This window comes from Pseudomonas sp. Marseille-P9899 (assembly GCF_903166565.1).
Taxonomy (GTDB): domain Bacteria; phylum Pseudomonadota; class Gammaproteobacteria; order Pseudomonadales; family Pseudomonadaceae; genus Aquipseudomonas; species Aquipseudomonas huaxiensis.
This window is the reverse complement of the sequence record NZ_CAESCG010000001.1, coordinates 1,503,096-1,519,573: the sequence shown is the minus strand read 5'-3', so window position 1 is coordinate 1,519,573 and position 16,478 is coordinate 1,503,096. Positions and strand designations below refer to the sequence as shown.

The following is a 16,478-nucleotide window of genomic DNA, read 5'->3' as shown; positions in this document are numbered from 1 at the left end:
CGGAGTTCAATAAATGCTGAATCACGACGCTGATGACCTTCTACCTTCCATGGTCGGTTTTGAACAGGATAGTGTGGGTGCAGGTGAACACCGCTGGCGTAGTCAGGGTTATTTATTGGCGGACCGTGACCTGAGTCTCGGGGAACGCATTCACGCCTGGGTCATCAGGGAACGTGACGGGCAGGTCATGAAAACCGTTGCCTTTACGGCGGATAAAGATAACCGGCTAGTTGCCAAATGGCCGGCCGCTTTTCTGAGCGCTATCAACTCCGCGCCGGTGTCCTCCGGTGAATCACGCTATTTAACCGCTGGTAAGTTTAGTGATAACGGTGCGCTTGAAGTGTCTGCCACCGGCAGCCCATCTTCGAAACTTTTCTCCGATATGACTTTCGTCAAGAAGGCGGAGGTCAACCGGCTGTGGTACTACGATAGCGGTTACCGAGTATTTACATCTGCGCCGTTCATTGCTAATCAGGTAATTGCAGCGCAAGTTCCGGGCTTTGACCTGGCTGCGGGTGAGCAACTATCGCTACAGGTGCGGGACAGAACCAGCCTTCATTTGTATGAAACCTTTCTATTTACGCCAGCCGGTGATGTGCGTAAGGCCGCCGCCTGGCCAGAGGCACTCTGCAAATACATCGACGAGACAAACAAGAAGTCCGCCAGTGCTTATGGCATGTTACGCGCGGGTAAGCAGGGCGACGACAAGGTGTCCATTTCTCCGGCTAAAACGGGTAATGCACTCTGGATACCCCAGTATTCAAATCTGTCCGTAGAACTGGAGCCTGTTACCTGGCAAAAATACAAAGCCGTGGGGGCATTCAAACCCACTGACGGCGCCGTTATTCAGTTTCTCGTTTATGACCGCTATTCCAATGCGCAACTGCCAGGTTCGCCGTTCAGTCACACGGTGAAGGGTAGCGACGCTGCGGCGTGCATGACCTCGCTTGCATCTGCGCTGAAGGCCTCGCCCTTGGGGAGTTATCTGCGACTGGGCGGCGCGACTGCCGATGCCGAGCCCGCAGCGGCGAGTTCAAACCTGTGGATCATGGGGCTACCCGTCAGGGTGGTGACATTGGGGCTACCTGATATCACCTCGCTACATGAAAAAGCGCTGGAAAACCCGGACGGTACACCACTGGCGCTGGGCGAATTGTTTGACAAATACAAAGACGGCGTACGCATCACCCTGTGTGATCGCTGGAGCGGTCAGGTTGCGCATGCCTGGGCATTTGAACCGGGCGTTGCCGACAAGGCAACAAAGGATGCCTGGGTTAGAGCGCTTTGCATTTTCCTCTGTTCGAAGTTCGCCACTGATGTGCCGTTTGTGGGGTTCGGTGAAAAGGTTGCTCAGTCCTCTGCACCCGCCACTACAGATAAGAAAGTTGATGCGTGGACACTGTGGGCCCCGGCCGAAGCAGAAATGGTGCTGCATGCCGAACCGTGGGCAGCGAGGGTAAAGAAAGAGATATCAGAGCCCACTCAGTTGGGTACCCGTCTGATGTTTTTGAGAGATAAGTTGGTGAGTGAAGAAGTGTTGATTATGGGAGCAATACCTGGCCTTACTGGAACGGCCGAAAAAGCGAGATATCTGCTACAGCATCATTTCTATAGGTTGCGCGCGTGGCATGGAAAAGAAGACGTCTTGATAAATGGTGAGGTCATTGAAGGGCTTGGTGCGATGCCACTAGTCAATGAGGTCCTGGGCATTGCGCCAGGACCGAAAGCTGGTATTTCTGCGCAACATGATGATGATAAAAGAAGAGACCTGCTTTCAGCGATATGGAGTAATTCTGTTTCGAGTGAAATATATGCCAAGGCTGGTTTAAGGTCCGCATTGGTAGATCAAGATATTTCTGCATTACCCGCCTCTCGTGTTTCGCGTGAAGACATCCCCTTCTCGGACGTAGAGCTTTGGCAGTTGCGATTGCCTCCCAATTATTGGGTTAAAGAGTGTCTAGCCTGCAGCGAAGACAGGATGACGCTGACGGTGATTGACACTAAGTCTCTGGATTCAAGGCCGCCAACAAGACATGAGCCACAAAGGACGGTTCCCGACGGTCTTGTTTTTTATCCCGTATCCGTTGTAGGCGATCTCGTTGTGACCGATCCTGTTAATGTGACGGCCAAGATTGAAGAGGCCAGAGCTGCACAGGACAGGTCCGAAAATCGCATATGGATTGAAAAGCTGAGAAAACTCATCCCGGGTTCTGATCTTCCCAGCGTTACGCTGGATCTACAACTTCTGCCTGGTGTTGCTGAGTTGGGCATCCGGTTTGTTTCCTACACGCCCGAATTAATGCCCGGAACGGCGGCCACCCAGGTTTTTCCCTTGGAGGAGCACTACCGCCGCAGCGCTGGTATTCACCTCCATATCCCTGACGGGATGACGATTACGACAAATCATCCGCTCGCGCGCGCCAGTTATATCAGCGAGGCCGGCATTACCCGCGCTGCAGCCTCAGTACTCACTATCGATCCACCCATCACTGGAAGGCCTTTTATTCCCAGTGATTCGCTCTGTGCCGATTACGCCAACACACTTGGGTCAGAGGTTTATGACGTCAGCGGCGCTACCGAGAATGGTGTTGACCCCAGAACCGGGCTGTTCCACGCACATTATCCGGTGGGCGTTATCCGCGGGCTTGACGGCACAGGCCCTAACATCGACCTCACCTTGCACTATTCCGCTACCCGGGCCAATGAAAGTGCTCTTGGCGACGGCTGGGCGTTTCGCTTTTCCTCTTATGACAACCGCCTGCGCCGGCTGACGCTTGGCACAGGTCAGACCCTGACCTTGACTGCGGCCAATATCACCGAGGCCACAGATAAAAAACGTCTGCCCATCAACGGCGTGACATTGACGGGTGCGAAAGGCACGTTCGACAAACTGACCCATCTCACGGTGATATTCCCTTCCGGGCGACAGGAAGTGCTAGCCGAGCCGGGTACGCACGACAAGAAAGAGGCCAGCGAGCACTACAAGATGGCGTATCTGGAAAAGCTGGAGGGCGTTCAAAAGAATCTGAAGCAATGGCTGAAGGAGAGCGGTGTTTCAAGCGCAGACTCTCAGGAGATCAACGACGAGATCGAAAAGCTCGACAAGCTCAAGACAGAGATGAAGCGCACGTCCCTGCTACTGGTGCCGTCCGCTATCACTTCACCCCAAGGCAAAAAACTGGATCTGGCGTGGGAAGGAAAAGAGGGGCATGTTCGGCTGAATACCATCCGTGATCTCACGACCGATCTGTTGACTGCAACGCATGGCGCCCCTGTCGCCAATGGTAAATACGCCAGCACGTTCACTGTCTGGCCGGGCACGGAGGAGGAATACACCGTCACGCTCCACATCACCGATTGCCTGCTGTCCAAACTGACCCGCAAGGGCAAAAACGACGCCTCGCCAACGCAGACAGTGGTCTTCGGATACTGCGGTGACCCGGTACTGGACCGCGTGCTGAACTCGGTGGCTGAGGAGGACGGTTCGCTTGAGGTGGTGAGTTATGTAACGGCCTGGAAAACCTGGGATCCACACACGAGCGTTTACATGCCCCTGCCACGAGTAGGGCGCCATACCCTGGTGCCGGGTGCCGGCCAGCCCGTTATCAGTCACACCTGGCAGTGGGTGGACATCAATAACCCGCTGCAAAAAGAGGGCGATTCATTTTCCTCTACGCAAACCCTGGATCTGGGCGATGGCGTGAGCGGCCCGTTCACTCGACGCACCTGGGCGCTCAAGAACAGCCACTGCCTTGAAACGGAGATTGTAGAAGAGGTTCAGGGCGTCTCCCGCACCACAACCCGAATGGAGTACCCGGACGAGGTCAGCGGTACGACCTTGGCGGCCAAATACCGGTGGGCTACCCAGCCCGTCAAAGTCACCGTGACCACGGAAGATCTGCAGACGACAACATCGACCCCCGCTGCGCAGGAGACACTGTCATGAGTCAGACAACAGCAAGCACTTCAGTGACAGAAACCACCCTCGTGACCTGCGATACAGAGCTAGGGCTGCCGTTGAAGGTCGTGGCAGGAGACGGCCAGACGACTCATTTCTGCTATTACCCTGTGACTGCCGCTCTGGATAAGCCGGACCGCAGTGATAAGACTCCTCAAGTGTCTGGCCTGATCACGGGCCTGACACTGGAAAGCAGCGAAGCAACGCCCTTGTCAACGGCCATGGCGCTGACGTGCCCGGTGATCCATGACACAACGCAACCGCCCCTGATGGCCCAGTATCAGTTTCTGGAATTTCCTGACGGCAGTATGTCCGACGCTACGCTGACCCTGTACGGGTATGCAAAGGCAACAGTAAGCCAGGAGGGTGTGTTGACTCCGGATACGGTTCTTAGTCTGGAGGGGGTGACGGTTGACACCACTACCGCACCCTGGACCGTGACAAAAGCCACGGGACGGGTAGGGTTGTCGGTCGGCTTGCAGCAGGTCGAGCTAAAAAAAGAAGCTGGTGTGCTTACAACCGTGAGCACTGCCACTGCCTGGTACAAGGACAACAATGCTCGCCAGACCCGCAAGTTGGTGGAGACCCTGACTTCAGATGTGACCGCCGGGACGTTGCGGGCTAAAAGTACAACCACATTGAAGGTTGAAAACCTTGAGTTGACTCCCGTCTTGTCACACCACATCCGCTCTGCGCGCAGCGGGCGCATCCTGCGCGAGACACAGCAGGATGATCTGGGTCGCCCGGACAAGACGCTGCATCACACCTACGATGCCCGTGACCGACTGCTCGGCAGCACAACCTGCCCCTATGTCGAAGCAAGCTTTCTAGACGGATCAATGCCAGAGGACGGGCAGTCCGTGGAGACCATCAAGTGGACGGATACCCACAGCGGCACCTGGGTCAGTACGACCGGCCCGGACGGCCGCTGTGGCCGGGTGTTGCTGGATGGCCTGCAGCGCCCGGTACGCTGGGAGTTGCAGCGCACGGCCGGCACTGACCACGCTGACAGCAATTATGTTTGCCTCCAGGAGATGACCTACGGTGCCGACGGTGAAGTCACGCAGCAGTGCGTGTATGACTATTTTCCCGGCGGCTTGTGCCTGCGCAATGACGGCGTCCCCTTGCCGGACAACCTGCGGGACTGGTTCTGGACCGCAGAAAGCACCACCGGCAAAACCGATGCGGAGCAGGGCGATACCCTGACGACCGAGACTCTGATCGGCACAGCGCTCAAAGGCCCGCAGCACACGCTGGAGATGACGCAGCGCAATCATCGGGACGGACAGGTGACTTTGACGCATAAGCAAAAAAGCTGGGAGGCGGGCAGCGATAAATTGAAAGGCTCCGGCGCGGTCACCGAAGAAGTCCTCAATGCCAAGGGGCAGCGTATCAGCCTCACGGAAACCCTGCCTGGAAGCGGTACTGAGCCGGTGACGCGCAAATGGACCACCACGTTTGACGAACTTGGACGCCGAACAGAAGTCATTGCGCCTGATACCCGGGGAGTGCAATGGGCATACGAGGGGCTGAGTACCACGCCTATCAAAATCAGCGCCAAGGCTGCCAGCGGCAGGATAGTGGTGATGGGTAAACAAACCAGTCAAGGCGACGAAATTACGGCGCGGACGGTAGGCGCAGAGGGCTCGTCGCTAACTTATGTATATGACGACAAGGGATATGTCCGCCCGGACAAAACGCGCCTCTATTGCGTGAGCAGCGAAGACGGTAATACGGCTTCCTGGTATGCCGAAAAAGAGACGGCGAAAACACTGTTGGTCAAATTCGAATACACCGCCCTCACGCAGGCGATCAAGGCCGAGCGGCCCGCCACCGAGGACAATCTGCAAAGCGCCATCACCAGCGAGCGTTTGTCGCCGCAACTTCTGGGGCTCCACCATAGTGACCGCGTGGTGCGCGGCGTTACACAGTCTCGGCGCAGCCAGCATTCGTTGCGCGGCGGGGACGCGGGAGGCTCGCATCCCAACGGTATGTTCAGTCGGGCCTGGAGTGATAGCCAGAACCGGCGTAGCCGTGTGCGGCGCGGCCATTTGGAGTACCGCTACCGTTATGGCGCGCAAGGTGAGTGCGAATACGTCGCCGTCGAGGATATGCGTAGCGGGCGTAAACAGACCATTGCGTACCGTTACGACGAACACGGTCGGGAGGTGGAACGTACTTACCGCCTGGACGGGATCGTCAAAAGTCGCTACGTCCAGACCTGGACCGCTATCGGCCAGTTATCCAGCAAGACGTGGTACCGAAACGGGGAAAGCAACCCCGCCAGGACGGAGAACTTTAGTTATTTCAACTGGCGAGACGAGCTGCGTCTGTGGACCGTCACGGCAACCGCTGGCCATGAAATCAAGAATGCGCAGGGAGAGGTGCTCAGCAGCCAGTCGTATGATTACACGCCACTTGGGAGTATTCAGCTTTGCACCACGACATTCACCAATCAGGAAATTGAAGTACGGCGCTATAGCTACGGCGATCTCAAACACCCGACTCTGCGCACCAGCGTGATAGTCACGCGGACCCCGAAAGACGGTCCTGCCGCTACATCAATAAAAACGCGGTTGACCTACGACGACAATGGTAACCAGACCAACAACGAGCACAAGCAGGCATTCGCCTATACCCACACGGGGCAATTGCACTCTGTCACCGCAACAGAAAACACCACCACGCTCGCCACCTATGAATATGACGAGATGGGACGGCTGGCGGCCCAGTGGGATGAGGCGAACAAGCAGCGTCGGGTATTGCAATACAGCGACCATCAGTTGTGCGGCGAAGTCTGGCTGGATGACAAGGGCACTGCCGTGAAGCGGCGCGTGCTGGATGAAGAGGCAGGCCTGGTGGTGCAGGTGCGCAAAGGTCAGGGTACAAGTGAAACTGCGCAGACCCTCTTCATTCTGCCCGACCCACAGAACGGCGGCGGCGAGGAGTTCTGGCTGGACGACAAGGGTGCATGGCAAAGCCGGGCCGTCGGCTTCACCCCGTGGGGACAAGCCCCTCTGGGAGAACTGAACGCCATGGAAAGCGGCCTGGGCTATAACGGCCAGCGCGTTGATCCGGTGACCGGCGACTACCATGCAGGGAATGGTTACCGGATCTATGACCCGCAGCAAAAAGCGTTTTATCAGGGCGACAGCCTGAGCCCGTTCGGCAAAGGCGGACTCAATGACCGAGCCTACTGCGCCGGCAGAGACCCGGTGAACTGTTGGGATCCAGACGGGCACATCATGATGAATCGCCGGGACCAGGCGCAAAGCCTGGCCTCGCTGGACGACATGATCCGGGAGACGGTGCCACCCACTCACGATTCGGCGCAGTGGTGGGAATGGATGCTGCTCGGGATTTTTGGCGCGCTCGCGGTTATCGGCTCGGTCATGACCGGTGGTGTACTGGGTGTGGTCTTGATGGCTGTTGGCGCGACGGCATTTGCACTGGGCGCAGCGTCACTGGCACTCAAGCAGAGTAACCCGGCACTGTCTGACAGGCTGGGCTGGGCATCGGCCGCGTTTAGCCTGTTCGATGCTTCTGGGGTGGTATTGGCGAAAATAGCCGGTCTGATCGCCAACGGGGTGCGCGCGGGTATTCAGGCGCTGCGCAACTTGCGTAACGTCGTGAAATTCCATGGTGCCAGTGCGCTGTTTAAAGCGTCGCGTAGTGGGCGTTACCTGGATACGGCTTTGCGACTTCCTGTTGGGAAAGTTGCCGCCGGAGGGAAAGCCGGCGCCTCGGTGGTCGTATATCAAAAGATGGGACGTGACGGAAGGAACGCCCGGCTAGCCGGTGATCTGGGGTATATGTTCGAAGACACGTACAGAGGGGGGGTGCGATTGAATTTGCACGCCCACGGCGGACTGCTGGGTCCTAGTGGAATGATGGCGCTGGATGATAAATTCCAGTTGGCGGATGACGTCTATAGAAAACTCAGGGGGGTTGTTGATTTTAAAAAATACGCCAATATCCGATTAATCATGTGCTATTCGGCCAATGGGATGAGCGGATCTTTTGCACAGCGCTTTGCTGACCTCACGCGTGCTAACGTGAAAGGGTATGTGGGACCTGTATGGTCGAGCTATACGGCGAATGAGGTGGGGGCAGCGTTTTCTGTGGGGGAATTTGGAGGTCGAAAAGTAATTAATGGATTAATTGCCAATATGGACTCGCTCAGGATTGCAAAAGTAAATCCTTTTCACCCTATTAATGAATCTCGGATGTTTGATCCGGTGCAATACATGCGGTGGTTGGAGTTCAGATATAATCCGGTCAAGTTTGCTCCGCGCCCTGGTGTTCCCGGGCTACATGGCGTTTGACGTAAGATTCAAGAGATCTTTACATGTTTGATTTAGCCGCAAATAGTGAATCGTGTAGCAACCCATATCGGTCCTGATTGCAGATGCCGATGACCCTGATTACCAGGGCGCTGCCCTGGTAATCACATCCCGCAGGCACACCGCGTCTGCATGCTCGATAGCGAATGCTGTGCCCCATTCCCCAAATGGGGTGTTGTCGATCTGCAAGAAACAGGATGGGATTGTCTATTTTCGGCTAACGCACCCGCCCAACCCGCTTAGTCTCAACGGACGATGATGCTCCCCCTGCCGCTGCGCACAATGACCTCGATACCGAATTCAGCCATCGAGGAACAGGGGCATGATCGAGATTCGCGGTTTGGGCTATTTCATCGCACAGGTCGAAAACCTTAGCCATTGGCAGCGCTACGCCGAGGATGTGCTCGGCATGCAGGTCCGGCCGGCGCCAGCGGGCGGGCTGTACGTGAAGATGGACGAGCGGCCGTTTCGCATGCTGATCGTCGAAGGCAGCGAGGCGCGCTATGTCGCTTCGGGCTGGGAGCTGGCCTCGGAACAGGCGTTCAACGCCGCCTTGCGCCATCTGGACGGGCAGGGCGTGGAATGGCAGGCCGGCAGCGCCGAAGCGATCGAGCAGCGCGGCGTGCAGGCGCTGGTGTCGGTGGTCGATCCGTCGGGCAACCGCCACGAGCTGTGCTGGGGCCATCGTTCCGACTGCCTGCCGTTCGTCTCGCCTCAGGGTGTGCCGCGTTTCATCACCGGCGACATGGGCCTGGGGCACACCGTGCTGCCGGCGCCGAATTTCGACGCGACCCTGGCGTTCGCCAAGGACGTACTCGGTTTCAGCCTGTCGGACATCTTCAATTTCCGCCCCGACCCGTCGGCGCCACCGATCCGCATCCATTTCCTGCACTGCGGCAACGCCCGTCACCACAGCCTGGCCCTGGCCGAGTACTCGGTGCCGTCCGGTTGCGTGCACGTGATGGTCGAGGTCGATTCGATGACCGAAGTCGGTCGCGCCCATGACCGCCATCTGGCCCAGAGCGTGAAGCTCTCGGCCACCCTCGGCCAGCACCTCAACGACCGCATGACCAGCTTCTACATGAAGACCCCGTCCGGCTTCGACCTCGAATACGGCTTCGGCGGCCTGCAAGTGGACTGGGCGCAACACTCGGCCTTCGAGTTCACCCGCGTGAGCATCTGGGGCCACGACTTCTCGGTCGGCCAGCAAGGAGCCTGACATGAACAAACAACTGACGGCGGCCGATGCGGTCGCCCAACTGCGCGACGGCATGACCATCGGTTTCGGTGGCTGGGGCCCGCGCCGCAAGCCGATGGCGATCGTCCGCGAGATCCTCCGTTCGCCGGTGAAAGACCTGACCGTGGTCGCCTACGGTGGTCCGGAAGTCGGCATGCTCTGCGCCGCCGGCAAGGTGCGCAAGCTGGTGTTCGGCTTCGCCACCCTCGACGCGATTCCGCTGGAACCTTATTACCGCAAGGCCCGCGAAGCCGGCGAGCTGGAGCTGATGGAACTGGACGAAGGCATGTTCCAGTGGGGCCTGCGCGCCGCCGGCATGCGCCTGCCGTTTCTGCCGACCCGCTGCGGCCTGGCCACCGACGTGGCGCGGCTCAATCCCGAGATCAAGGAAATCCGCTCGCCCTACGCCGACGGCGAGGTGCTGCTGGCGATGCCGGCGTTGAACCTGGACGTGGCGTTCCTTCACGTCAACGTCGCCGACCGCCTCGGTAACTGCCTGGTAACCGGTCCCGATCCGTACTTCGACCACCTGTTCGCCCGTGCCGCGCAGCAGTGCTTCGTGTCCTGCGAAAAACTCCAAGAGCGCCTGGAACTGACTGCCGAAAGCGCGCGTTTCAACACCTTCGAACGCTACCTGGTGACCGGCGTGGTCCACGCGCCACTGGGCGCGCACCCGACTTCCTGCCCCTCCGACTACGGCTGGGATTTACAGCACCTCAAGCAGTACGTCGCCAGTGCCAGCGAGGAGGGTGGCTGGGCCCGGTACCTGCAGACCTACGTGGCCGGCGGCGAGCAGGCCTATCAAGCGCAAAACGGCGGTGCCGAGCGCATGGGCGCGTTGCCCCTTGCCGTGTTCTGAGGAGAGCGAAGAATGTCTGCCAACTGTGATTTCACCCTCGCCGAACTGCTGATCGTCGCCGCCGCCGAAGCCTGGCGCGGCAACGGCGAACTGATCGCCTCGGGCCTCGGCGTGATCCCGCGCCTGGGGGCCAGCCTGGCCAAGCTCAGCCACAGCCCGGAACTGCTGATGACCGACAGCGAGGCCTTCCTGGTGGAAGAGCCGGTACCGCTGGGCCCGCGCGGCGACTATCAGCCGCGTTACTCGGGCTACATGTCCTTCGAGCGGGTCTTCGAATGCGTCTGGGGCGGGCGTCGCCACGCCATGATCGGCCCGACCCAGATCGACCGCTGGGGCCAGACCAATCTGTCCTGCGTCGGCGACTACCACAAACCGAAGACCGCGATCCTCGGCGTGCGGGGTCTGCCGGGCAACAGTATCAACCACCTCAACTCGTTCTTCGTGCCCAACCACAACACCCGCGTATTCGTTAGCGGCGAGGTGGACATGGTCTCCGGCGTCGGCTTCAAGGCCGACCGCTGGCCCGAAGGTGCGCGCCGCGACCTGATGGATATCCGCGTGGTGGTCAGCGACCTCTGCGTGCTCGACTTCGACGGCCCCGAGCGCGCCGTGCAGGTGCGCAGCCTGCACCCGGGCGTGAGCTTCGAACAGGTGCAGGACAACACCGGCTTCCCGCTGCTCAAGTCGCCGCAACTGAAGCAGACCGCGCACCCGAGCGCCGAACAGCTTGCGCTGATTCGCCGGCTCGATCCCCACGACCTGCGCGCCAGTGCGCTCAAGGGCAACCCGCCCGGCATCCGTACCGCCTGAGACAGGAGCGCGAACATGCACAGCAACGACAGCGAATTCGTCGTGCGCCAGGACCGGTCGGCCTACGAGACCGACGAGCCGGTGCTGTACGGGGTGGCCGATGGCATCGCCAGCGTCACCCTGAACCGGCCCAACTTCAACAACGCGCAGAACTCGCAGATGACCTACGCCCTCGATGCCGCCCTGCGCCGGGCGGTGGACGACGACGGGGTCAAGGTGATCGTGCTGCGCGGCGCTGGCCGGCATTTTTCCGCCGGCCACGATATCGGCACACCAGGGCGCGACATCGACAAACCGTTCGAACGCGCCCACCTGTGGTGGGACCACACCAACAAACCCGGCGGCGAGCAGCTGTACGCCCGCGAGCAGGAGGTCTACCTGGGCATGTGCCGGCGCTGGCGCGAGCTGCCCAAGCCGACCATCGCCATGGTCCAGGGCGCCTGTGTGGCGGGCGGGCTGATGCTGGCCTGGGTCTGCGACCTGATCGTCGCCAGCGACGATGCGTTCTTCCAGGACCCGGTAGTGCGCATGGGCATTCCGGGGGTGGAGTATTTCGCCCACCCCTACGAGCTGAACCCGCGCATCGCCAAGGAATTCCTCTTCTGCGGCGACCGCATGAGCGCCGAGCGCGCCTACCAGATGGGCATGCTCAACCGCGTGGTGCCCCGCGAAGAGCTGGAAAACACCACCTACGCCATGGCGGCGACCATCGCCCGCCAGCCGCGCATGGGCCTGGCCCTGACCAAGCAGGCGATCAACCACGTCGAAGACCTGCAAGGCAAGCGCTCTGCCATGGACGCGGCGTTCGCCTGGCACCACTTCGCGCACGCCCATAACGAATTGCTGTCCGGCGACAAGCTCGGCGGCTTCGATGCCAAGGGCATGGCCCAGGCCAACAAGCAGGCGGCCGCCGCCGGGAGCGAAGGCGCATGAGCGGCTGGCTGCAGACTCCGTTGACCGAAGCGCTGGGCTGCCGTTATCCCATCGTGCAGACCGCCATGGGCTGGGTCGCCGACGCCAATCTGGTGATCGCCACCACCCGTGCGGGCGGCTTCGGCTTTCTCGCCGGGGCGACCATTGCTGCCCATGAGCTGGAAGGTGAAATCCGCAAGGTGATCGACGCCACCGGCGGCAGCAATTTTGGCCTGAATTTCCATATGTTCCAGGACAACGCCGCGCAGTGCGTCGACCTCGCCATCGCCTATCGCCTGCGTGCGGTCAGCTACGGCCGCGGCCCGGACAAACAGACCATCGCCCGCTTCAAGGCTGCCAAGGTGCTGTGCATTCCCACGGTCGGCGCGCTCAAGCATGCGATCAAGGCACAGGAACTGGGCGCCGACCTTATCACCATCCAGGGCGGTGAGGGCGGCGGTCACACTGGCGGCGTGCCCAGCTCGATCCTGTTGCCCCAGGTGCTGGATGCGGTAACCGTGCCGGTGATCGCCGCCGGCGGTTTCGCCACGGGCCGTGGCCTGGCCTCGGCGCTGGCGGCCGGTGCGGCGGGGATCGCCATGGGCACGCGCTTTCTGATGACCCGCGAATCACCGACACCCAAAGCGACGCTGGAACGCTACCTGAAGGTCAACGACCCGCAACGGGTGCGGGTCACCACGGCGGTGGATGGCATGCGCCACCGCATGATCGAAAACCGCTTTATCAACCACCTCGAACAGGCCGGGCCGTTTGGCCGCCTGCGCATTGCCCTGGGCAGTGCCTGGCAGTGGAAACAGCACACCGGCATGAGCCTCGGCCATATGGCCGGAGTGTTTTTCCGCGCGCTGCGGGAAGACCCGTCAGCGCTGTCGCAGGTGGTCATGGCCGCCAACCAGCCGGTGCTGTTGCAGCGCTCGATGGTCGACGGTCAGCCCGACGACGGCATCCTGCCCAGCGGCCAGGTGGCCGCTGCCATCGGTGAACTGCTCAGTTGCCAGGAGGTGATCGAAGGCATCGCCCGCGAGGCCGAACAGTGCCTCGACAGCTTGCTCGCCCGGCAAGTCAGCCACCGTCCAGCGAATCAGCCCATCAGTATTGGAGAACCCCTGTGAACCAGGCATTCAGCACTCAGCTTCAACAGGGGATCGCGGAACTCGTGATCGCCAAACCCCCGGTCAACGCCCTCGACAGCCAGGAATGGAACGCCCTGGCCCGTGAAATCGACCGCCTCGGGGCCAACCCCGAGGTGCGGGTCATCGTCATCCGTGCCGAAGGCCGTGGCTTCTGCGCCGGCGTCGATATCAAGGAACTGGACGCCCATCCCGAGCGCATCGTCGAGGTCAACGCCGGCAACTACGCCACCTTCAAGGCTGTGCACCGTTGCCCGGTGCCGGTGATCGTCGCGGTGCACGGCTTCGTTCTCGGTGGCGGCATCGGCATCACGGGCGCGGCGGATATCGTCGTCGCCGCCGAATGCGCCACCTTCGCCCTGCCGGAAGTGGACCGCGGCGCCATGGGCGGCGGCGCCCATCTGCAGCGGTTGTTCCCGCTGCAGAAGGTGCGTTACCTGTTCTTCACCGGCGACACCATCGGCGCCCGCGAAGCCATGCAATACGGCTTTATCGAGCGTCTGGTCAGCAAGGAGCAACTGCGCGAAACCGCCCTGGAAATCGCCGCGCGCATCGCCGCGAAAAGCCCGGGCATGATCCGCATCGCCAAGGAGGCCCTTAACGGTATCGAGGACGGCAACCTGGAAGACAAGTACCGCTGGGAGCAGGGCTTCACCCTGCAGGCGTACACCAGCCCGGACTCGGCGGAAACCCGTCGCGCCTTCGTCGAAAAACGTGAAGCGAAGTTCTGATAGAGCAGAACGCAATCCCTGTGGGAGCTGGCTTGCCTGCGAAGGACCGCGTAGCGGTCCCAAAACCATCCGGCACGAGTTGTTGTCCTGCAAGGTCTTGGATTCAGCGCCTGTTTGATCGCCTGCATCCAGGAATTCGGCATGGCAGGTTTTGGGACCGCTCTGCGGTCCTTCGCAGGCAAGCCAGCTCCCACAGGGGAGCGTCGCAACAACCAGTTAGTTATGTTTTGGCCTATGAGGGCACCATGGAACTGACCTATACCCCCAAACAGCAAGCCTTCCGCGCCGAAGTGCGCGCCTGGCTGGCGCACAACCTGCCCCGCGAGCCGCTGGCCAGCTACGACACCCGTGAAGGCTTCGAGCAACACCGGGCCTGGGAAGCCAAGCTGTTCGACAGCCGCTGGTCGATGGTGATGTGGCCGGCCGACCTCGGCGGGCGCGGCTGCGACCTGATCGAGTGGCTGATCTTCGAGGAAGAATATTACGGCGCCGGCGCGCCGATGCGGGTCAACCAGAACGGCCAGTTGCTGCTGGGCCCGACCCTGATGGAGTTCGGCACCGAGGCGCAGAAAAAGCACTTCCTGCCGCGCATGGCTGCCAGCGTCGACATGTGGGCCCAGGGCTGGTCCGAGCCCAACGCCGGCTCGGACATGGCGGCGATTACCAGCAAGGCAGTGCGTGACGGCGATCACTACGTGATCAACGGCCAGAAAACCTGGTCGACCCGGGCCACCTTCGCCGACTTGCTGTTCGGTCTGTTCCGCAGCGAGCCGGGTTCCAGCCGTCACCACGGCCTGTCATTCCTGATGGTGCCGCTGAATGCCGAGGGCGTGAGCATTCGCCCGATCAAGGCGCTGAACGGCAAGGATGCCTTCGCCGAAGTGTTCTTCGACGATGTGCGGGTGCCGGTGAGCAATCTGATCGGCGCCGAAGGGCAGGGCTGGCACGTGGCGATGGCCACCGCCGGTTTCGAGCGCGGCCTGCTGCTGCGCTCGCCCGCCCGCTTCCAGTACACCGCGCGCAAGCTGGTCGAGCTGCTCAAGGCCGAACCCGCCGCCGCCGAGCGTGATCCGGGGCTGCGCGATGCGGTGCTGGAATGCTGGATGGGCGCCGAAGCCTACGCGCTGTCGGCTTACCACACCGTGGGCCGGCTGGGCCGTGGCGAGCAGATCGGTGCCGAATCAAGCATCAACAAGATCATCTGGTCGGAACTCGATTTGAAGATGCACGAGACCGCCATGCGCCTGCTCGGCGCCCGCGCCGAACTGATTGCCGGCGCACCGGCCGCAGGCGACGCGGCGCACTGGCTGGAGGGCTTCCTGTTCGCCCAGGCCGGGCCGATCTACGCCGGCACCAACGAGATCCAGCGCAACATCATCGCCGAGCGCATGCTCGGCCTGCCGAAGTAAGGAGCGGCCATGGACTTCACTTTCAACGATGACCAGCTCGCCTTCCGCGAGGCCATCAGCCGTTTCCTGATGACCGAAGCCGCACCGGAAATGCTCCGCGAGATCTGGGAAACCGACGCCGGGCGCTCGCCCGACCTGCGCAACAAGATCGCCGCCCAGGGCCTGACTGCCTTGTCGATCCCCGAAGAGGACGGCGGCCTCGGCATGGATGACGTGGCCTGGGCCCTGATGACCCAAGAGCTGGGCTACTACGCGATCCCCGATTCCCTGGCCGATACCGCTTATGTCGCCGTCGGCCTGCTGGCCGCCCTCGATCCGGCGCATCCGGCCCGTACCAGCCTGCTGCCGCGCATCGGCGAAGGCAGCCTGCGCCTGGCCATCGGCCATCTGGTCAACCCGCTGGTCAGCGACGCGCAACTGGCCGAGGTGCTGATCCTGCCCCATGGCGACGAAATCCACCTGCTGCCGCGAGCAGCAGTGGACGTCGAAGCCAACCCGAGCATCGACGCCTCGCGGCGGCTCGGCCGGGTCACCTGGCACCCGACGCCGGCGACCTTGCTGGTCGGCGGCGAACGGGGCAGGGCGTTGCAGGCGCAACTGCTCGACCGCGGCGCGTTGTCGGTGGCCGGGCAACTGCTCGGCCTGGCCCAGCGCATGCTCGACCTGTCGGTGGACTATGTGGCCCAGCGCAAACAGTTCGGCAAGCCGATCGGCAGCTTCCAGGCGGTCAAGCACCACCTGGCCGACGTCGCGCGGCAGATCGAACAGGCCAAACCCGTGCTGTATCGCGCCGCCCACGGCCTGGCCCGTGGCGATGCCTCGGCCTCGCTGTGGGTGTCGCAGGCGCGCCTGGCCTGCTGCGAAGCCAGTTGGGTAGCCGCGCGCAAGGGCATCCAGGTGCATGGCGCCATGGGGTACACCTGGGAAGTCGACCTGCAGATGTTCATGAAGCGCGCCTGGGCCCTGGATGCGTCCTGGGGCGATCGCGGTTTCCATAAATCCCGTGTCGGCGCTTACCTGTTCGCCGATGCCGCCCGGCTGGGTCCGGGCCATACCTTCGAGGACTGA

10 protein-coding genes are annotated in these 16,478 nt (G+C 61.2%); all 10 read left to right on the top strand.

Annotated elements, in window-relative coordinates; genetic code table 11:
* Positions 1-13 precede the first annotated feature (13 nt).
* A complete protein-coding gene (locus HWV67_RS06680) occupies positions 14-3,946 on the top strand; it encodes a hypothetical protein (RefSeq protein WP_175650474.1) in 3,933 nt (1,310 codons plus the stop codon).
* Positions 3,943-8,283, top strand: coding sequence for an RHS repeat domain-containing protein (locus HWV67_RS31525; RefSeq protein ID WP_178126920.1), 4,341 nt, complete (start codon positions 3,943-3,945; stop codon positions 8,281-8,283). The genes HWV67_RS06680 and HWV67_RS31525 overlap by 4 nt, the downstream gene beginning before the upstream one ends.
* A gap of 340 nt (positions 8,284-8,623) precedes the next feature.
* Positions 8,624-9,520: a VOC family protein gene (locus HWV67_RS06670; protein WP_175650473.1), complete on the top strand. Its 897-nt coding sequence runs from the start codon at positions 8,624-8,626 to the stop codon at positions 9,518-9,520.
* A gap of 1 nt (position 9,521) precedes the next feature.
* Positions 9,522-10,397, top strand: coding sequence for a CoA transferase subunit A (locus HWV67_RS06665; RefSeq protein ID WP_175650472.1), 876 nt, complete (start codon positions 9,522-9,524; stop codon positions 10,395-10,397).
* A 12-nt stretch (positions 10,398-10,409) separates the two neighbouring features.
* Positions 10,410-11,207, top strand: coding sequence for a CoA-transferase subunit beta (locus HWV67_RS06660; RefSeq protein ID WP_175650471.1), 798 nt, complete (start codon positions 10,410-10,412; stop codon positions 11,205-11,207).
* Positions 11,208-11,222: 15 nt separating this feature from the next.
* Positions 11,223-12,140: an enoyl-CoA hydratase gene (locus tag HWV67_RS06655; protein WP_175650470.1), complete on the top strand. Its 918-nt coding sequence runs from the start codon at positions 11,223-11,225 to the stop codon at positions 12,138-12,140.
* Complete coding sequence (locus tag HWV67_RS06650) at positions 12,137-13,252, top strand: NAD(P)H-dependent flavin oxidoreductase (protein ID WP_175650469.1); 1,116 nt, start codon at positions 12,137-12,139, stop codon at positions 13,250-13,252. The genes HWV67_RS06655 and HWV67_RS06650 overlap by 4 nt, the downstream gene beginning before the upstream one ends.
* On the top strand, positions 13,249-14,001 hold the full coding sequence (locus HWV67_RS06645; RefSeq protein ID WP_110970567.1) for an enoyl-CoA hydratase family protein: 753 nt from the start codon (positions 13,249-13,251) through the stop codon (positions 13,999-14,001). Before HWV67_RS06650 ends, HWV67_RS06645 begins: the two co-directional genes overlap by 4 nt.
* A gap of 245 nt (positions 14,002-14,246) precedes the next feature.
* Positions 14,247-15,410 (top strand): acyl-CoA dehydrogenase family protein, encoded by a 1,164-nt coding sequence (locus HWV67_RS06640; RefSeq protein WP_175650468.1) that lies wholly within the window; start codon positions 14,247-14,249, stop codon positions 15,408-15,410.
* Between the two features lie 9 nt (positions 15,411-15,419).
* On the top strand, positions 15,420-16,478 hold the full coding sequence (locus HWV67_RS06635; RefSeq protein ID WP_175650467.1) for an acyl-CoA dehydrogenase family protein: 1,059 nt from the start codon (positions 15,420-15,422) through the stop codon (positions 16,476-16,478).

Excerpts from the sequence above, each read along its gene's own strand:
- HWV67_RS06660 (WP_175650471.1), top strand. The coding sequence starts at position 10,410 with ATGTCTGCCAACTGTGATTTCACCCTCGCCGAACTGCTGATCGTCGCC.
- HWV67_RS06665 (WP_175650472.1), top strand. The coding sequence starts at position 9,522 with ATGAACAAACAACTGACGGCGGCCGATGCGGTCGCCCAACTGCGCGAC.
- HWV67_RS06640 (WP_175650468.1), top strand. The coding sequence starts at position 14,247 with ATGGAACTGACCTATACCCCCAAACAGCAAGCCTTCCGCGCCGAAGTG.
- HWV67_RS06670 (WP_175650473.1), top strand. The coding sequence starts at position 8,624 with ATGATCGAGATTCGCGGTTTGGGCTATTTCATCGCACAGGTCGAAAAC.
- HWV67_RS31525 (WP_178126920.1), top strand. The coding sequence starts at position 3,943 with ATGAGTCAGACAACAGCAAGCACTTCAGTGACAGAAACCACCCTCGTG.
- HWV67_RS06655 (WP_175650470.1), top strand. The coding sequence starts at position 11,223 with ATGCACAGCAACGACAGCGAATTCGTCGTGCGCCAGGACCGGTCGGCC.
- HWV67_RS06635 (WP_175650467.1), top strand. The coding sequence starts at position 15,420 with ATGGACTTCACTTTCAACGATGACCAGCTCGCCTTCCGCGAGGCCATC.
- HWV67_RS06650 (WP_175650469.1), top strand. The coding sequence starts at position 12,137 with ATGAGCGGCTGGCTGCAGACTCCGTTGACCGAAGCGCTGGGCTGCCGT.
- HWV67_RS06680 (WP_175650474.1), top strand. The coding sequence starts at position 14 with ATGCTGAATCACGACGCTGATGACCTTCTACCTTCCATGGTCGGTTTT.